Source organism: Pseudomonas sp. CFBP 13710 (assembly GCF_014842235.1).
Taxonomy (GTDB): domain Bacteria; phylum Pseudomonadota; class Gammaproteobacteria; order Pseudomonadales; family Pseudomonadaceae; genus Aquipseudomonas; species Aquipseudomonas baltica.
In genome coordinates this window covers 498,533-515,861 of sequence record NZ_JACYVJ010000003.1, presented here as the reverse complement: position 1 = coordinate 515,861, position 17,329 = coordinate 498,533, and the positions used below count along the sequence as shown (strand labels likewise).

The 17,329-nt window shown below is 57.4% G+C and carries 13 protein-coding genes and 4 tRNA genes; all 17 read left to right on the top strand.

Annotated elements, in window-relative coordinates; translation table 11 throughout:
* Positions 1 to 117 precede the first annotated feature (117 nt).
* The 17 genes from birA (at position 118) to fusA (ending at position 17,329) form a co-directional block, all read left to right on the top strand.
* Positions 118 to 1,107 (top strand): bifunctional biotin--[acetyl-CoA-carboxylase] ligase/biotin operon repressor BirA, encoded by a 990-nt coding sequence (gene birA / locus IFT44_RS10960; protein ID WP_192175889.1) that lies wholly within the window; start codon positions 118 to 120, stop codon positions 1,105 to 1,107.
* 2 nt (positions 1,108 to 1,109) lie between these two features.
* The gene (locus IFT44_RS10955; protein WP_185795443.1) at positions 1,110 to 1,274 is read left to right on the top strand and encodes a hypothetical protein; all 165 of its coding nucleotides are present in this window, start codon (positions 1,110 to 1,112) and stop codon (positions 1,272 to 1,274) included.
* Positions 1,275 to 1,562: 288 nt separating this feature from the next.
* Positions 1,563 to 1,647: transfer RNA gene (locus tag IFT44_RS10950), tRNA-Tyr, on the top strand.
* A gap of 24 nt (positions 1,648 to 1,671) precedes the next feature.
* A tRNA-Gly gene (locus IFT44_RS10945) sits at positions 1,672 to 1,745 on the top strand.
* 26 nt (positions 1,746 to 1,771) lie between these two features.
* Positions 1,772 to 1,847: transfer RNA gene (locus IFT44_RS10940), tRNA-Thr, on the top strand.
* 209 nt (positions 1,848 to 2,056) lie between these two features.
* A tRNA-Trp gene (locus IFT44_RS10935) sits at positions 2,057 to 2,132 on the top strand.
* Positions 2,133 to 2,177: 45 nt separating this feature from the next.
* Positions 2,178 to 2,546, top strand: coding sequence for a preprotein translocase subunit SecE (secE, locus tag IFT44_RS10930; protein WP_122475668.1), 369 nt, complete (start codon positions 2,178 to 2,180; stop codon positions 2,544 to 2,546).
* A gap of 9 nt (positions 2,547 to 2,555) precedes the next feature.
* Entirely contained in the window at positions 2,556 to 3,089 is a 534-nt protein-coding gene (nusG, locus tag IFT44_RS10925) for a transcription termination/antitermination protein NusG (protein WP_010443972.1), read from the top strand.
* 115 nt (positions 3,090 to 3,204) lie between these two features.
* Positions 3,205 to 3,636 carry a 50S ribosomal protein L11 gene (gene rplK / locus IFT44_RS10920; protein WP_043192510.1) on the top strand — a complete coding sequence of 144 codons (432 nt, stop codon included), beginning with the start codon at positions 3,205 to 3,207 and terminating at the stop codon, positions 3,634 to 3,636.
* Positions 3,636 to 4,331 carry a 50S ribosomal protein L1 gene (gene rplA / locus IFT44_RS10915; RefSeq protein WP_043192511.1) on the top strand — a complete coding sequence of 232 codons (696 nt, stop codon included), beginning with the start codon at positions 3,636 to 3,638 and terminating at the stop codon, positions 4,329 to 4,331. Before rplK ends, rplA begins: the two co-directional genes overlap by 1 nt.
* 203 nt (positions 4,332 to 4,534) lie before the next feature.
* Positions 4,535 to 5,035 (top strand): 50S ribosomal protein L10, encoded by a 501-nt coding sequence (gene rplJ / locus IFT44_RS10910; protein ID WP_122475664.1) that lies wholly within the window; start codon positions 4,535 to 4,537, stop codon positions 5,033 to 5,035.
* 78 nt (positions 5,036 to 5,113) lie between these two features.
* On the top strand, positions 5,114 to 5,479 hold the full coding sequence (gene rplL, locus IFT44_RS10905; RefSeq protein ID WP_122475662.1) for a 50S ribosomal protein L7/L12: 366 nt from the start codon (positions 5,114 to 5,116) through the stop codon (positions 5,477 to 5,479).
* A 216-nt stretch (positions 5,480 to 5,695) separates the two neighbouring features.
* Complete coding sequence (gene rpoB, locus IFT44_RS10900; RefSeq protein ID WP_122475660.1) at positions 5,696 to 9,769, top strand: DNA-directed RNA polymerase subunit beta; 4,074 nt, start codon at positions 5,696 to 5,698, stop codon at positions 9,767 to 9,769.
* A 64-nt stretch (positions 9,770 to 9,833) separates the two neighbouring features.
* Entirely contained in the window at positions 9,834 to 14,033 is a 4,200-nt protein-coding gene (gene rpoC, locus IFT44_RS10895; protein WP_122475658.1) for a DNA-directed RNA polymerase subunit beta', read from the top strand.
* A gap of 219 nt (positions 14,034 to 14,252) precedes the next feature.
* Positions 14,253 to 14,624, top strand: coding sequence for a 30S ribosomal protein S12 (gene rpsL / locus IFT44_RS10890; protein WP_003186084.1), 372 nt, complete (start codon positions 14,253 to 14,255; stop codon positions 14,622 to 14,624).
* A 98-nt stretch (positions 14,625 to 14,722) separates the two neighbouring features.
* Positions 14,723 to 15,193, top strand: coding sequence for a 30S ribosomal protein S7 (gene rpsG, locus IFT44_RS10885; protein WP_010490886.1), 471 nt, complete (start codon positions 14,723 to 14,725; stop codon positions 15,191 to 15,193).
* 30 nt (positions 15,194 to 15,223) lie between these two features.
* Entirely contained in the window at positions 15,224 to 17,329 is a 2,106-nt protein-coding gene (fusA, locus tag IFT44_RS10880) for an elongation factor G (RefSeq protein WP_122475656.1), read from the top strand.

Sequence of the window (17,329 nt, the reverse complement as noted above, 5' to 3'; positions counted from 1 at the left end):
AAGATTCAATTCCGAAACCCCTATCTGCGCAAGCAGGTAGGGGTTTTGTCTTTTTAGCGTTTCAAATCAGTGTCCGCCATCGCTATCATTGCGCCCTACCGAGACGCCGAGTTCGCTATGTCACCATTGCTGGATCTACTTAAAGACGGTCATTTTCACTCTGGCGAAGCGCTGGGCGAGGCTCTGGGGGTCAGCCGCAGTGCTGTGTGGAAGCAGCTGCAGCAGCTGCAAGCCGAACTGGGCATCGATGTGCACAAAGTGCGCGGCAAAGGCTATCGCCTTGCCGATCCTGTTTCTGCGCTCTGCAGCGAGACACTTGCGGCAAGCGCTCCAGCGGGCTGGGAGCTGCGTGTCATGCGTAGCGTCGACTCCACTAATGCCGAAGCATTGCGTGCCGTCGCTGACGGGAGCCAGATGCCGCTCTTGATCGTTGCAGAGCAGCAGACAGCGGGACGGGGCCGGCGGGGTAGGCCTTGGGTAAGTCCCTATGCGCAAAATCTCTACTACAGCCTGGCGCTGCGTATCGAAGGGGGTATGGCTCGCCTGGAAGGCTTGAGCCTGGTGGTGGGGCTTGCCGTGGTCCGAGCGCTGCATGCGCAAGGTGTAGGCGAGGCAAGGCTCAAGTGGCCTAACGACATTCTGGTGGGAGACAAGAAGCTCGCAGGAATACTGCTGGAGCTGGTTGGCGATCCCAGTGATGTATGTCATGTCGTCATCGGTATTGGTATCAATGTGAATATGAGGCAGAACACGGCGGTGGATCGGCCTTGGACTTCCGTACGCCTGCAGCGGATGAGCCTGGTCGATCGCAATGACTTGGTTGCCGAACTCAACGTGCAGCTTCAGAGTCACCTGGAGCGTCACGCACTGTCCGGGTTCGAGCAGTTGCGGGAGGAGTGGGAGGGGCTGCATGCTTGGCAGGGCAGGGCTGTCGTCCTCAGTGCCGGGTTGAAGGCCATTGAAGGCCGGGTGTTGGGAATAGATGGCCAAGGTGGCCTGCGGCTTTCTGTAGGTGGCATGGAACAGGTGTTCAGTGGCGGAGAACTCAGTCTGCGCCTTGTAGGAGACAGCGGGCCTTCCGCAGTTTCCGATCCGAGGGGGGAGTGACGATGCGTTGGCTTGTACTACTGCTGTTGGTCCTCAACGTGTTCTATGCCGGGTGGCACCACCAGGAGCTTCCCGTGCGGCCCAAAGAGTTGGCGCCCCTGTCTACCTACAAGGGTGAGAGGCACCACATCCAGCTGCTGAACGAAAAGCCTGAAACCCAGCGCTGAGCATTCTCAGGGACGCGCTCGGCACGTTTGTCCCGCCAGTGCGGGAGCGATCCTCCCCTGGTGAGTGGTTGTATGTTCGGCCCCAATGAATTCAATGACTTAAAACATAAAATAATCTGATCTGGGGTATTGCCAGGCCCTGATGGTTTGCATAGAATGGCGCCCGCTTCACAGCGATGGTGCGAAAGCCCAGCACTGTGAAACAGCTGTCGATGTAGCTAACCTCAAGATTTTAATGAGAAAAAGCTTGACAGTGAGGTGGCATAGCGTAAAATGCCGCCACGTTAAGGAGGGGTTCCCGAGCGGCCAAAGGGATCAGACTGTAAATCTGACGTCTACGACTTCGAAGGTTCGAATCCTTCTCCCTCCACCATTTTTAGCGTGAGCTGCAAGCTCCGCGGGTATAGTTTAGTGGTAGAACCTCAGCCTTCCAAGCTGATGATGCGGGTTCGATTCCCGCTACCCGCTCCAAGTTTGCTGTTTGTGCATGGTTTCAAGCTCTTGTAGCTCAGTTGGTAGAGCACACCCTTGGTAAGGGTGAGGTCAGCGGTTCAAATCCGCTCAAGAGCTCCATTTTTGCAAGGCAGATATGAAAATATCTGCCTTTGTTTTAATGGTAGATGTGTGTCGCTCCTGTGGGTGTTGCGCATCTCTGCTGTTGGCATCTTGGGTTGTGAGGTCTGTGCCAGAGGTGATTGATGTCTCCTTGTGCAACATGGCAGTCCAATCAGGTGTTGAAATAGCTTTCCCGGGTCGGCATAATGTTCGGCCTGATTTGTTTTAGGTCAGTAGCTCAATTGGCAGAGCGACGGTCTCCAAAACCGTAGGTTGGGGGTTCGATTCCCTCCTGACCTGCCAGATTCACTCGGTGTGTCTGGCTTTCTTTTCACAGGATCCTCCTAGATGACTCCCAAGGCTGAAGCCCCAGAATCTCGTTTCGATCTGCTGAAGTGGCTCGTTGTTATCGCTTTGGTAGTGGTTGGCGTGGTTGGTAATCAGTACTACTCCGCGTCGCCGATCCTGTACCGGGTGCTTGCGCTTCTCGCTATTGCCGCTGTGGCCGCCTATGTGGCGCTGCAGACTGCCAAAGGCAAGTCGTTCTTCATCCTGGCTAAGGAAGCGCGCACCGAAATACGTAAAGTCGTTTGGCCGACTCGCCAAGAGACCACACAGACCACGCTGATCGTAGTCGCGGTCGTTCTGGTCATGGCGTTGCTGTTGTGGGGGCTCGATTCCCTGCTCGGCTGGCTTGTTTCCTTGATTGTTGGCTAAGGGTGTCCCGTGGCTAAGCGTTGGTACGTTGTGCATGCTTACTCGGGTTACGAGAAGCATGTTATGCGCTCTTTGATCGAGCGTGTAAAGCTGGCTGGTATGGAAGACGGTTTTGGCGAAATTCTCGTCCCCACTGAAGAAGTGGTCGAGATGCGAAATGGCCAAAAGCGTAAAAGCGAACGCAAGTTCTTTCCAGGCTATGTGCTGGTGCAGATGGACATGAACGAAGGTACTTGGCACTTGGTCAAGGATACGCCTCGGGTCATGGGTTTCATCGGCGGCACGGCAGACAAGCCTGCTCCGATTACCGACAAGGAAGCTGAAGCTATCCTGCGTCGCGTCGCTGACGGTAGCGACAAGCCCAAGCCAAAGACGCTGTTCGAGCCGGGCGAAGTCGTTCGTGTGACCGATGGTCCTTTCGCGGATTTCAACGGCACCGTCGAAGAAGTCAATTACGAAAAGAGCCGGATCCAGGTCGCGGTGCTCATTTTCGGTCGCTCTACTCCGGTAGAGCTCGAGTTCAGTCAGGTCGAAAAAGTCTGATTGGAAACGGATCCCATACCCCGCAGGCGTAAGCTGCGGGGTTTTGTCGTCACTGGGATAAAACGCAAGCAACTGGGGAGCCGAAAGGCGCTCGTACCCAATAGTGGAGTAGCTCATGGCTAAGAAAATCACGGCTTACATCAAGCTGCAAGTAAAGGCCGGCCAGGCCAACCCTAGCCCGCCCGTCGGCCCGGCTCTGGGCCAGCATGGCGTGAACATCATGGAATTCTGCAAGGCCTTCAACGCCCGTACCCAGGGTCAAGAAGCCGGCTTGCCGACTCCTGTAATCATCACTGTCTACAGTGACCGCAGCTTCACCTTCGAGACCAAAAGCACCCCTGCTTCGGTACTGCTGAAGAAAGCAGCCGGCCTGACCAGCGGCTCGGCTCGTCCGAACACCGTTAAAGTCGGTACCGTGACTCGCGCTCAGCTCGAAGACATCGCAAAAGCCAAGAATGCGGACCTGACTGCCGCTGACATGGAAGCAGCCGTGCGTACCATCGCCGGTTCTGCTCGCTCCATGGGCCTCAACGTGGAGGGTGTGTAATGGCTAAGCTGACCAAGCGCCAAAAAGCTATTGCTTCCAAGATCGAAGCAGGCAAGTTGTACAACTTCGAAGACGCAGCTGCGCTGCTGACCGAACTGTCCACCGTCAAGTTCAGCGAGTCCGTTGACGTGGCTGTGAACCTGGGCGTTGACCCACGTAAATCCGACCAGGTCGTACGTAGCGCTACTGTGCTGCCGCACGGCACTGGCAAGACCGTACGGGTTGCCGTGTTCACCCAGGGTCCAGCTGCCGAAGCGGCTCTGGCTGCCGGCGCAGACCGCGTAGGCATGGACGACCTGGCTGCCGAAATGAAAGGCGGCGACCTGAACTATGACGTCGTCATCGCATCTCCGGATGCCATGCGCGTTGTTGGTCAATTGGGTCAGATCCTCGGTCCACGTGGCCTGATGCCTAACCCGAAAGTCGGTACCGTGACGCCAGACGTCGCCAACGCCGTCAAGAATGCCAAGGCTGGTCAGGTTCGCTACCGCACCGACAAGAACGGCATCATCCACACTTCCGTTGGCAAGGTCGGTTTCGACGCCGTCAAGCTGAAGGAAAACGTTGAAGCCCTGATCGCTGATCTGAAGCGCATCAAGCCGGCTTCCTCGAAAGGCATCTACGTCAAGCGCGTCACCCTGAGCACCACCATGGGCCCAGGTCTGGTCATCGACCAAGGCTCGCTGGACGCGTAAGACGTTGCCGGTGGCGCGGGTGACCGTGCCATTGGCTGAAAAATTGGGGTCCCTGCCTGGCGGGGGCTATCCAAGACCGTAGGCGGCGCAAGCCTTAAACCTCAAGCCTACGCAGATGGTGCTCCCGGTTCCTTACCGAATCAGACACCAAAACGACATCCGGCTTCGGCCAGATGAAACGGTAACAAGCAGGAGTTGAACCCGTGGCAATTAATCTCGAAGACAAGAAGGCCATCGTCGCTGAAGTCAACGAGGCTGCCAAAGCTGCTCTGTCCGCTGTCGTGGCTGATGCCCGTGGTGTGACAGTAGGCGCTATGACCGGACTCCGTAAAGAGGCTCGTGAAGCTGGCGTATACGTACGTGTCGTACGTAACACTCTGCTCAAGCGCGCTGTTGCCGACACTGAATACAGTGTCCTCAACGACGTGTTCACCGGCCCGACCCTGATCGCATTCTCTACCGAACACCCGGGTGCTGCTGCTCGCTTGTTCAAGGAATTCGCCAAGGGTCAGGACAAGTTCGAGATCAAGGCAGCTGCGTTCGAGGGCAAGTTCCTCGCAGCTAACCAAATCGACGTACTGGCAACACTGCCGACCCGTAACGAAGCCATTTCGCAGCTGATGAGCGTGATTCAAGGCGCTACCAGCAAGCTGGCTCGTACTCTGGCCGCAGTTCGCGAGCAAAAAGAAGCTGCTGCAGCCTGAGGCTGAGCATTTTCTCTCGCGCTTTTTTGTTTATTTCGATGGCCGTGTAGGCCGTCCCCCAATTCAGGAAATACAGCAATGTCTATCTCCCAAGACGATATCCTCAACGCCGTAGCTGAAATGTCGGTTCTGCAGGTTGTTGAGCTGATCAAAGCTTTCGAAGAAAAATTCGGCGTTTCCGCTGCCGCTGCTTCTGCTGGCCCAGCTGCTGCTGCAGTTGTTGCTGAAGAGCAAACCGAATTCAACGTCATGCTGCTGGAAGCTGGCGAGAAGAAAGTAAACGTGATCAAGGCAGTTCGTGAACTGACCGGTCTGGGCCTGAAAGAAGCCAAGGCTGTAGTTGACGGCGCTCCTGCCATGGTTCTGGAAGCTGTTGCCAAAGACGCAGCCGACAAAGCCAAAGCAACGCTGGAAGAAGCAGGCGCCAAAGTCGAGCTGAAGTAAGCATCGACCTTGCGTCTCCAGCCCGAGCGTCAAGCGAAAGGCTGATGGCTGGTGGCTCATGCCACCGGCCTTTTTCCGTTACTGGCAGTCGATCAGGTCGACGCCGGCAACGCGCTGTAACCACCCAAGGGTGGCGCAAACCACGGGGTTTGCACGATTTTCTGGCTGCTCCCGTCGGGAGAAGCCACAAGCAGGTGACCAAGCTGGGGAACGCTGATGGCTTACTCATATACTGAGAAAAAACGTATCCGCAAGGACTTTAGCAAGTTGCCGGACGTCATGGACGTACCGTACCTCTTGGCTATCCAGCTGGATTCGTATCGCGAATTCTTGCAGGCGGGCGCGACCAAGGACCAGTTCCGTGATGTCGGTCTGCATGCGGCCTTCAAATCCGTTTTCCCGATCATCAGCTACTCCGGCAACGCTGCTCTGGAGTACGTTGGTTATCGTCTGGGCGAACCGGCCTTTGACGTCAAAGAGTGCGTACTGCGTGGCGTGACCTACGCTGTGCCGCTGCGCGTGAAAGTGCGCCTGATCATTTTCGACAAAGAATCGTCGAACAAAGCGATCAAGGACATCAAGGAGCAGGAAGTCTACATGGGGGAAATCCCCCTGATGACCGAGAACGGTACCTTCGTAATCAACGGTACCGAGCGCGTCATCGTTTCCCAGTTGCACCGTTCGCCGGGTGTGTTCTTCGACCACGACCGTGGCAAGACGCACAGCTCGGGCAAGCTGCTCTATTCGGCCCGTATCATTCCTTACCGTGGCTCCTGGCTGGACTTCGAGTTCGATCCGAAAGACTGTGTATTCGTCCGGATTGACCGTCGTCGCAAGCTGCCTGCCTCGGTATTGCTGCGCGCTCTGGGCTACAGCACCGAGCAGGTCCTCGATGCGTTCTACACCACCAACGTATTCCACGTGCAGGGCGAAGTGCTCAGCCTGGAACTGGTGCCCCAGCGCCTGCGTGGTGAAATTGCCGTCCTCGATATCCTCGATGAGAAAGGCAAGGTGATTGTCGAGCAAGGCCGTCGCATCACGGCTCGACACATCAACCAGATCGAAAAAGCCAACATCAAGCAGTTGGAAGTGCCGCTGGACTACGTTCTGGGTCGCACCACGGCCAAGGCCATCGTGCACCCGGCGACTGGCGAGATCCTGTGCGAGTGCAACACCGAACTGACCACCGACCTGCTGCTCAAGATCGCCAAGGCGCAGGTCGTTCGCATCGAAACGTTGTATACCAACGATATCGACTGTGGTCCGTTCATCTCCGACACCTTGAAGATCGACTCCACCGGCAATCAGCTTGAAGCGCTGGTGGAAATCTACCGCATGATGCGTCCAGGCGAGCCTCCAACCAAGGATGCCGCCGAGACCCTGTTCAACAACCTGTTCTTCAGCCCCGAGCGCTACGACCTGTCTGCGGTCGGCCGGATGAAGTTCAACCGTCGTATCGGTCGTACCGAGATCGAAGGTTCGGGTGTTCTGAGCAAGGAAGACATCGTTGCCGTATTGAAGACCCTGGTCGACATCCGCAACGGCAAGGGCATCGTCGACGACATCGACCACCTGGGTAACCGTCGTGTTCGCTGCGTCGGCGAGATGGCCGAGAACCAGTTCCGTGTAGGCCTGGTACGCGTCGAGCGTGCGGTCAAGGAACGCCTGTCGATGGCCGAAAGCGAAGGCTTGATGCCGCAGGACCTGATCAACGCCAAGCCTGTTGCTGCCGCGGTGAAAGAGTTCTTCGGTTCCAGCCAGCTGTCGCAGTTCATGGACCAGAACAACCCGCTGTCCGAGATCACCCACAAGCGTCGTGTCTCTGCACTCGGCCCTGGTGGTTTGACTCGCGAGCGTGCCGGCTTCGAAGTGCGCGACGTTCACCCGACGCACTACGGTCGCGTGTGCCCGATCGAAACGCCGGAAGGTCCGAACATCGGCTTGATTAACTCCCTGGCGGCCTATGCGCGCACCAACCAGTACGGCTTCCTGGAAAGCCCGTACCGTGTGGTGAAGGACGCTCTGGTCACCGACGAGATCGTGTTCCTGTCCGCCATCGAAGAGGCCGATCACGTGATCGCTCAGGCTTCGGCCACGATGAACGACAAGAAGGTTCTGATCGACGAGCTGGTGGCCGTACGTCACTTGAACGAATTCACCGTCAAGGCGCCGGAAGACGTCACCCTGATGGACGTTTCGCCCAAGCAGGTTGTTTCGGTCGCCGCATCGCTGATTCCGTTCCTCGAGCACGACGACGCCAACCGTGCGTTGATGGGCTCGAACATGCAGCGTCAAGCTGTACCGACCCTGCGTGCCGACAAGCCGCTGGTAGGTACCGGCATGGAGCGCAACGTTGCCCGTGACTCCGGCGTCTGCGTCGTGGCTCGTCGTGGTGGCGTGATCGACTCCGTCGATGCCAGCCGTATCGTGGTCCGGGTTGCCGATGACGAAGTCGAGACTGGCGAAGCCGGTGTCGACATCTACAACCTGACCAAGTACACCCGCTCGAACCAGAATACCTGCATCAACCAGCGTCCGCTGGTGAACAAGGGTGACGTGGTTCAGCGCAGCGACATCATGGCCGACGGTCCGTCCACCGACATGGGTGAACTGGCGCTGGGTCAGAACATGCGCATCGCGTTCATGGCGTGGAACGGCTTCAACTTCGAAGACTCCATCTGCCTGTCCGAGCGTGTGGTTCAGGAAGATCGCTTTACCACGATCCACATCCAGGAACTGACCTGTGTGGCCCGTGACACCAAGCTTGGCCCAGAGGAAATCACTGCCGACATCCCGAACGTGGGTGAAGCGGCGCTGAACAAGCTGGACGAAGCCGGTATCGTTTACGTAGGTGCCGAAGTCGGCGCCGGCGACATCCTGGTCGGCAAGGTCACTCCGAAAGGCGAGACCCAACTGACTCCGGAAGAAAAACTGCTGCGTGCGATCTTCGGCGAGAAGGCCAGCGACGTTAAGGACACCTCCCTGCGCGTGCCTACCGGCACCAAGGGTACCGTCATCGACGTACAGGTCTTCACCCGTGACGGCGTCGAGCGTGATGCTCGTGCACTGTCGATCGAGAAGAGCCAGCTGGACGAAATCCGCAAGGACCTGAACGAAGAGTTCCGCATCGTCGAAGGCGCGACCTTCGAACGTCTGCGCTCGGCCCTGATGGGTCAGATCGTCGAAGGCGGCGCTGGCCTGAAGAAAGGCACCGAGGTCACCCACGAGGTCCTCGACGGCCTGGAACACGGTCAGTGGTTCAAGCTGCGCATGGCCGAAGACGCGCTCAACGAGCAGCTCGAGAAGGCTCAGGCCTATATCGTCGATCGCCGCCGTCTGCTGGACGACAAGTTCGAAGACAAGAAGCGCAAGCTGCAGCAAGGCGATGACCTGGCTCCAGGCGTGCTGAAGATCGTCAAGGTCTACCTGGCCATCCGCCGTCGCATCCAGCCGGGTGACAAGATGGCCGGTCGTCACGGTAACAAAGGTGTGGTCTCGGTGATCATGCCTGTCGAGGACATGCCGCACGACGCCAACGGTACGCCGGTGGACGTGGTACTCAACCCTCTGGGTGTACCGTCGCGCATGAACGTTGGTCAGATTCTCGAAACCCACCTGGGCCTCGCGGCCAAGGGCCTGGGCGAGAAGATCAACACCATGCTCGAAGAGCAGCGTAAGGTAGCTGATCTGCGCAAGTTCCTGACCGAGATCTACAACGAGATCGGTGGCCGTCAAGAGCAGCTGGAAACCTTCTCCGACCAGGAAATCCTGGACCTGGCGAAGAACCTCAAGGGCGGCGTTCCAATGGCCACCCCGGTGTTCGACGGTGCCAAGGAAAGCGAAATCAAGGCCATGCTGAAACTGGCCGACATGCCGGAAAGCGGCCAGATGCAGCTGTTCGATGGTCGCACCGGTAACAAGTTCGAGCGTCCGGTCACCGTTGGCTACATGTACATGCTGAAGCTGAACCACTTGGTGGACGACAAGATGCACGCGCGTTCCACTGGTTCCTACAGCCTGGTTACCCAGCAGCCGCTGGGTGGCAAGGCGCAGTTCGGTGGTCAGCGTTTCGGGGAGATGGAAGTGTGGGCGCTGGAAGCATACGGCGCGGCATACACCCTGCAAGAAATGCTCACAGTGAAGTCGGACGATGTGAACGGCCGTACCAAGATGTACAAGAACATCGTGGACGGCGATCACCGTATGGAGCCGGGCATGCCCGAGTCCTTCAACGTGCTGATCAAAGAGATTCGTTCTCTGGGTATCGACATCGATCTGGAAACCGAATAACACGTGACGCGAATCGGGAGTGGGCGGCTACCGTCCACTCCCTGCTCCGCCAGGAGGAAAGGCCTTGAAAGACCTACTGAATTTGCTGAAAAACCAGGGTCAAGTCGAAGAGTTCGATGCGATCCGTATCGGCCTCGCGTCGCCTGAAATGATCCGTTCGTGGTCCTTCGGTGAAGTTAAAAAGCCGGAAACCATCAACTACCGTACGTTCAAGCCCGAGCGTGACGGCTTGTTCTGCGCCAAGATCTTTGGCCCGGTCAAGGACTACGAGTGCCTGTGCGGCAAGTACAAGCGCTTGAAGCACCGTGGCGTGATCTGCGAGAAGTGCGGCGTCGAAGTCGCACTGGCCAAGGTTCGCCGCGAGCGCATGGCTCACATCGAACTGGCTTCGCCAGTCGCCCACATCTGGTTCCTGAAGTCGCTGCCGTCCCGTATCGGCCTGCTGATGGACATGACCCTGCGTGATATCGAACGCGTTCTCTACTTCGAGAGCTATGTCGTTATCGACCCGGGCATGACCACCCTTGAAAAGGGCCAGCTGCTGAACGACGAGCAGTACTTCGAAGCACTCGAAGAGTTCGGCGACGATTTCGATGCCCGCATGGGTGCCGAAGCCGTTCGTGAACTGCTGCACGCCATTGACCTGGAACACGAGATTGGCCGCCTGCGCGAAGAGATTCCGCAGACCAACTCGGAAACCAAGATCAAGAAGCTGTCCAAGCGCCTGAAGTTGATGGAGGCCTTCCAGGGCTCCGGCAACCTGCCTGAGTGGATGGTGTTGACCGTTCTGCCGGTTCTGCCGCCAGACCTGCGTCCACTGGTTCCGCTGGATGGCGGTCGCTTTGCGACTTCCGACCTCAACGATCTGTATCGTCGAGTGATCAACCGCAACAACCGTTTGAAGCGCCTGCTGGATCTGTCGGCTCCCGACATCATCGTGCGCAACGAAAAGCGCATGCTGCAGGAAGCTGTGGATGCACTGCTCGACAACGGTCGCCGCGGTCGTGCCATTACCGGTTCGAACAAGCGTCCCCTGAAGTCCCTGGCTGACATGATCAAGGGTAAGCAGGGTCGTTTCCGTCAGAACTTGCTCGGCAAGCGCGTCGACTACTCGGGTCGTTCAGTTATTACCGTGGGCCCGACCCTGCGCCTGCACCAGTGTGGTCTTCCGAAGAAGATGGCTCTGGAACTGTTCAAGCCGTTCATTTTCGGCAAGCTGGAAATGCGTGGTCTGGCGACCACCATCAAGGCCGCCAAGAAGATGGTCGAGCGCGAGCTGCCGGAAGTATGGGACGTTCTCGCCGAAGTGATTCGCGAACACCCCGTGCTGCTCAACCGTGCACCGACCCTTCACCGTCTGGGTATCCAGGCGTTTGAACCGGTACTGATCGAAGGCAAGGCTATTCAGCTGCACCCTCTGGTCTGTGCTGCGTACAACGCCGACTTCGACGGCGACCAGATGGCGGTCCACGTACCGTTGACCCTGGAAGCCCAGCTCGAAGCCCGTGCGCTGATGATGTCGACCAACAACATCCTGTCGCCAGCCAACGGTGAGCCGATCATCGTTCCGTCGCAGGACGTTGTATTGGGTCTGTACTACATGACGCGTGAAGCGATCAACGCCAAAGGCGAAGGTCGTGTGTTCGCGGATCTGCAGGAAGTTGACCGTGTGTTCCGTGCCGGCGAAGCCGCACTGCACGCCAAGGTCAAAGTGCGTATCCACGAAACCGTCAACGACCGTGACGGCGGCAGCGTGAGCAACGTTCGTATTGTCGACACCACTGTCGGCCGTGCCTTGTTGTACCAGGTTGTGCCAAAAGGTCTGTCGTACGATGTCGTCAACCTGCCGATGAAGAAGAAGGCAATCTCCAAGCTGATCAACCAGTGCTATCGCGTGGTTGGTCTGAAAGAGACTGTGATCTTCGCTGACCAGTTGATGTACACCGGTTTCGCCTATTCGACGATCTCGGGCGTGTCCATCGGTGTCAACGACTTTGTCATCCCGGATGAGAAAGCTCGCATCATCGGTACCGCGACCGACGAAGTGAAAGAGATCGAGAGCCAGTATGCTTCCGGCCTGGTAACCCAGGGCGAGAAGTACAACAAGGTGATCGACCTTTGGTCCAAGGCCAACGACGAAGTGTCCAAGGCAATGATGTCGAACCTCTCGAAAGAGAAGGTCATCGATCGTCATGGCAACGAAGTGGACCAGGAATCGTTCAACTCGATGTACATGATGGCTGACTCCGGTGCCCGGGGTTCGGCTGCTCAGATTCGCCAGCTGGCCGGTATGCGTGGCCTGATGGCCAAGCCGGACGGCTCGATCATCGAGACGCCGATCACCGCGAACTTCCGTGAAGGCTTGAGCGTACTTCAGTACTTCATCTCGACTCACGGTGCTCGTAAGGGTCTGGCGGATACCGCATTGAAGACAGCTAACTCCGGTTATCTGACTCGCCGTCTGGTTGACGTTGCACAGGATCTGGTCGTTACCGAAGTCGACTGCGGTACCGAGCACGGTCTGCTGATGACGCCGCACATCGAAGGCGGTGACGTCGTCGAGCCGCTGGGCGAGCGCGTTCTGGGTCGAGTGATCGCCCGCGACGTGTTCAAGCCTGGCACCGACGAGGTGATCGTTCCGGGCGGTACGCTGGTGGACGAAAAGTGGGTTGAATTCATCGAGCTCAACAGCATCGACGAAGTCATCGTGCGTTCGCCGATCAGCTGCGAAACCCGTTACGGTATCTGCGCCAAGTGCTACGGCCGTGATCTGGCTCGCGGTCACCAGGTGAACATCGGTGAAGCGGTCGGCGTTATCGCCGCCCAGTCCATCGGTGAGCCGGGTACCCAGCTGACCATGCGTACGTTCCACATCGGTGGTGCGGCAAGCCGGACCTCGGCTGCCGACAGCGTCCAGGTGAAGAACGGCGGTACTGTCCGCCTGCATAACCTGAAGCACGTCGAGCGTCTGGACGGCAACCTGGTTGCAGTATCGCGTTCGGGTGAGTTGGCGATTGCCGACGAGTTCGGTCGTGAGCGCGAACGTTACAAGCTGCCATACGGTGCAGTGATTTCGGTGAAGGAAGGCGACAAGGTCGACGCTGGCGCTATCGTGGCCAAGTGGGACCCGCACACTCACCCAATCGTCACCGAGATGAAAGGTACCGTGACCTACGTGGGCATGGAAGAAGGCATCACGATCAAGCGTCAAACAGACGAATTGACCGGCCTGACCAACATCGAAGTGCTCGATGCCAAGGACCGTCCAGCTGCGGGCAAGGAAATTCGTCCGGCAGTGAAGATGGTTGGCGTCGATGGCAAGGATCTGCTGTTGCCAGGTACCGACGTACCGGCCCAGTACTTCCTGCCAGCCAATGCCCTGGTCGGCGTGGCGGATGGTGCGCAAGTGGGTGTGGGTGACGTTATCGCCCGTATTCCACAGGAAACTTCGAAGACTCGCGACATCACCGGTGGTCTGCCGCGTGTTGCCGACTTGTTCGAAGCGCGGCGTCCGAAGGAAGCTTCGATCCTGGCGGAAGTCAGCGGCACCATCGCTTTCGGCAAGGAAACCAAAGGCAAGCGCCGCTTGGTTATCACGCCGAACGACGGCACCGATCCGTATGAAGAGCTGATTCCGAAGTGGCGTCACCTGAACGTCTTCGAAGGCGAACAAGTGAACCGCGGCGAAGTTATCTCGGACGGTCCGAGTGACCCGCATGACATCCTGCGCTTGCTGGGTGTGAGTGCGCTGGCCAAGTACATCGTCAACGAGATTCAGGACGTGTACCGTCTGCAGGGCGTGAAGATCAACGACAAGCACATCGAGACGATTCTGCGTCAGATGCTGCGCAAGGTCGAAATCTCCGAGTCCGGCGACAGCAGCTTCATCAAGGGCGACCAGATGGAACTGACCCACGTACTGGGTGAGAACGAGCGTCTGAGTGCGGACGAGAAATTCGTTTCGAAATTCACTCGCGTGCTGCTGGGTATTACCAAGGCGTCGTTGTCCACCGAATCGTTCATCTCGGCGGCTTCCTTCCAGGAAACCACTCGAGTACTGACCGAAGCGGCAGTCACCGGCAAGCGCGATTACCTGCGCGGCCTGAAAGAGAACGTGGTCGTGGGTCGTCTGATCCCGGCTGGTACCGGTCTGGCGTATCACAGCGAGCGCAAGCGTCGCCGTGAACTCGACAAACCGACTCGCGTCAGCGCCAGTGAAGTGGAAGCTGCGTTGACCGAAGCGCTGAACTCAAGCGGTAATTGAGACCAGCGGTAGTGATGACGGGGCCCTGGTAGCCCTTGCCAACTCCGCAACGACACAAAATGTCGCAGCGGAGTTGGCAGGGGAGGCCGGGGCCTTGTCTTGACTGGGGACGAGATCCTCTTTAGACTCTTGTACCCCTAAATTTGGCGGGATTGATTCCTGCCATTTTTGCTTTTCTTGCAAGACAATAGCGTCGCAAGACAACAGTGGAGCTAGTAGATGGCAACTATCAACCAGCTGGTACGTCAGCCGCGCAAGCGTATCGTCGAGAAATCCGACGTACCTGCGCTGCAGAACTGCCCGCAACGTCGTGGTGTGTGCACCCGTGTGTACACCACCACGCCGAAAAAACCTAACTCGGCACTGCGTAAAGTATGCCGTGTGCGCCTGACCAACGGTTTCGAGGTTTCCTCGTACATCGGCGGTGAAGGCCACAACCTGCAAGAGCACAGCGTGGTACTGATCCGCGGCGGTCGTGTAAAAGACTTGCCAGGTGTTCGTTACCACACCGTTCGCGGCTCCCTGGATACCTCCGGCGTCAAAGGTCGTAACCAAGGTCGTTCGAAGTACGGTACCAAGCGTCCGAAGTAATCGGCGTTTGCACACTGCAGTTATCTATTTTTCTGAGTCGATAAGAGTAAGGTCGGGCCTGTCCCGAGCTAACCTGAAGACCGTTTGAGGGCTTATCCATGCCAAGAAGACGCGTAGCAGCCAAGCGCGAAGTGCTTGACGATCCAAAATACGGCAGCCAGATCCTGGCCAAGTTCATGAACCACGTGATGGAAAGCGGCAAGAAAGCCGTTGCCGAGCGTATCGTTTATGGCGCGCTGGACAAGGTTAAAGAACGCAAGAACAGCGACCCCCTGGAAATCTTCGAGAAAGCTCTCGACGCCATCGCTCCGCTGGTCGAAGTGAAGTCGCGCCGTGTAGGCGGTGCTACTTACCAGGTTCCGGTCGAAGTTCGTCCGTCCCGTCGTAACGCCCTGGCAATGCGCTGGCTGGTAGACTTCGCGCGCAAGCGCGGTGAAAAGTCGATGGCTCTGCGCTTGGCCGGCGAACTGCTGGACGCTGCCGAAGGCAAAGGTGCTGCAGTTAAGAAGCGTGAAGACGTTCACCGTATGGCTGAAGCCAACAAAGCGTTCTCGCACTACCGCTTCTAAATTCAGCGTCACTAATTTTGCGAGGGCTTTATGGCTCGTACTACACCGATTAACCGCTACCGTAACATTGGTATCGTTGCTCACGTGGACGCTGGTAAAACCACGACCACCGAGCGCGTCCTTTTTTACACCGGCAAAAGCCACAAAATGGGCGAGGTGCATGACGGCGCCGCGACCACGGACTGGATGGTTCAGGAGCAGGAGCGTGGTATTACCATCACTTCTGCTGCTATCACCGCCTTCTGGAAGGGCTCCGAGAAGCAGTACAAGGACGAGCATCGCTTCAACGTCATCGATACCCCGGGCCACGTAGACTTCACCATTGAAGTTGAGCGTTCCCTGCGCGTACTCGACGGCGCTGTCGTTGTGTTCTGTGGTACCTCGGGTGTAGAGCCTCAGTCGGAAACCGTATGGCGTCAAGCCAACAAGTACGGCGTTCCTCGTCTTGTTTACGTAAACAAGATGGACCGTGCTGGCGCGAACTTCCTGCGCGTGATCGGTCAGATCAAGCAGCGTTTGGGTCACACTCCTGTGCCTATCCAGCTGGCTATCGGTTCCGAAGACAATTTCCAGGGCCAGATCGATCTGTTGGCCATGGAAGCTGTGTACTGGAACGATGCTGACAAAGGCATGGTTCCTGTTCGCAAGCCTATCCCTGCCGAGCTGCAGGAACTGGCTGACGAATGGCGCAACAACATGGTCGAAGCTGCGGCTGAAGCCAACGAAGAGCTGATGAACAAGTACCTCGAAGGTGAAGAACTCACCAACGACGAAATCAAGGCTGCTCTGCGTCAGCGTACCATCGCTGGCGAGATCGTCTTGGCTGTTTGCGGTTCCTCGTTCAAGAACAAGGGCGTTCCCCTGGTTCTCGATGCTGTGATCGACTACCTGCCGGCTCCGGTCGATATTCCTGCCATCAAGGGTACTGACCCGGATGACGAGACCATCGAGCTGGAGCGTCATGCAGACGACGCAGAACCGTTTTCCGCTCTGGCATTCAAAATTGCCACTGACCCATTCGTGGGTACCCTGACCTTCGTCCGTGTTTACTCGGGCGTGTTGAACTCCGGCGACGGCGTGATCAACTCGGTCAAGGGCAAGAAAGAGCGCGTGGGTCGTATGGTGCAGATGCACGCCAACGCCCGCGAAGAGATCAAGGAAGTACGCGCTGGCGACATCGCGGCCTTGATCGGCATGAAGGACGTCACCACTGGTGAAACCTTGTGCAACGGTGACAAGCCGATCATCCTCGTTCGCATGGACTTCCCGGAGCCGGTTATTTCGGTTGCCGTAGAGCCCAAGACCAAGGATGACCAGGAAAAAATGGGTATCGCTCTGGGCAAGCTTGCTCAGGAAGATCCATCTTTCCGCGTTAAAACCGATGAAGAGACTGGTCAGACGATCATCTCCGGCATGGGCGAGCTGCACCTGGACATCCTGGTTGACCGGATGCGCCGTGAGTTCAACGTCGAAGCCAACATCGGTAAGCCTCAGGTTTCCTATCGTGAGCGCATCACGAAGAACTGTGAAATCGAAGGCAAGTTCGTTCGTCAGTCCGGCGGTCGTGGTCAGTTTGGTCACTGCTGGATCCGTTTTGCCCCTGCTGACGAAGGTCAGGAAGGTCTGCAATTCGTGAACGAAGTCGTCGGTGGTGTGGTTCCCAAGGAATACATCCCGGCGATTCAGAAGGGTATCGAAGAGCAGATGAAGAACGGTGTTGTTGCCGGCTATCCGCTGATCGGCCTGAAAGCGACCGTTTTCGACGGTTCCTACCACGACGTCGACTCCAACGAGATGGCGTTCAAGGTCGCTGCCTCCATGGCAACCAAGCAACTGGCCCAGAAGGGCGGTGGTGAGTTGCTTGAGCCGATCATGGCGGTAGAAGTTGTTACACCTGAAGACTACATGGGTGATGTCATGGGCGACCTTAACCGTCGTCGCGGCATGATCTTGGGTATGGAAGATACGGTTTCCGGCAAAGTGATTCGCGCCGAGGTTCCGTTGGGTGAGATGTTCGGTTATGCGACCGACGTTCGCTCCATGTCCCAGGGTCGCGCAAGCTACTCTATGGAATTCAAAAAATACAACACAGCTCCGGCGCACATCGCTGAAACTGTATCCAAAAAACAAGGCTGA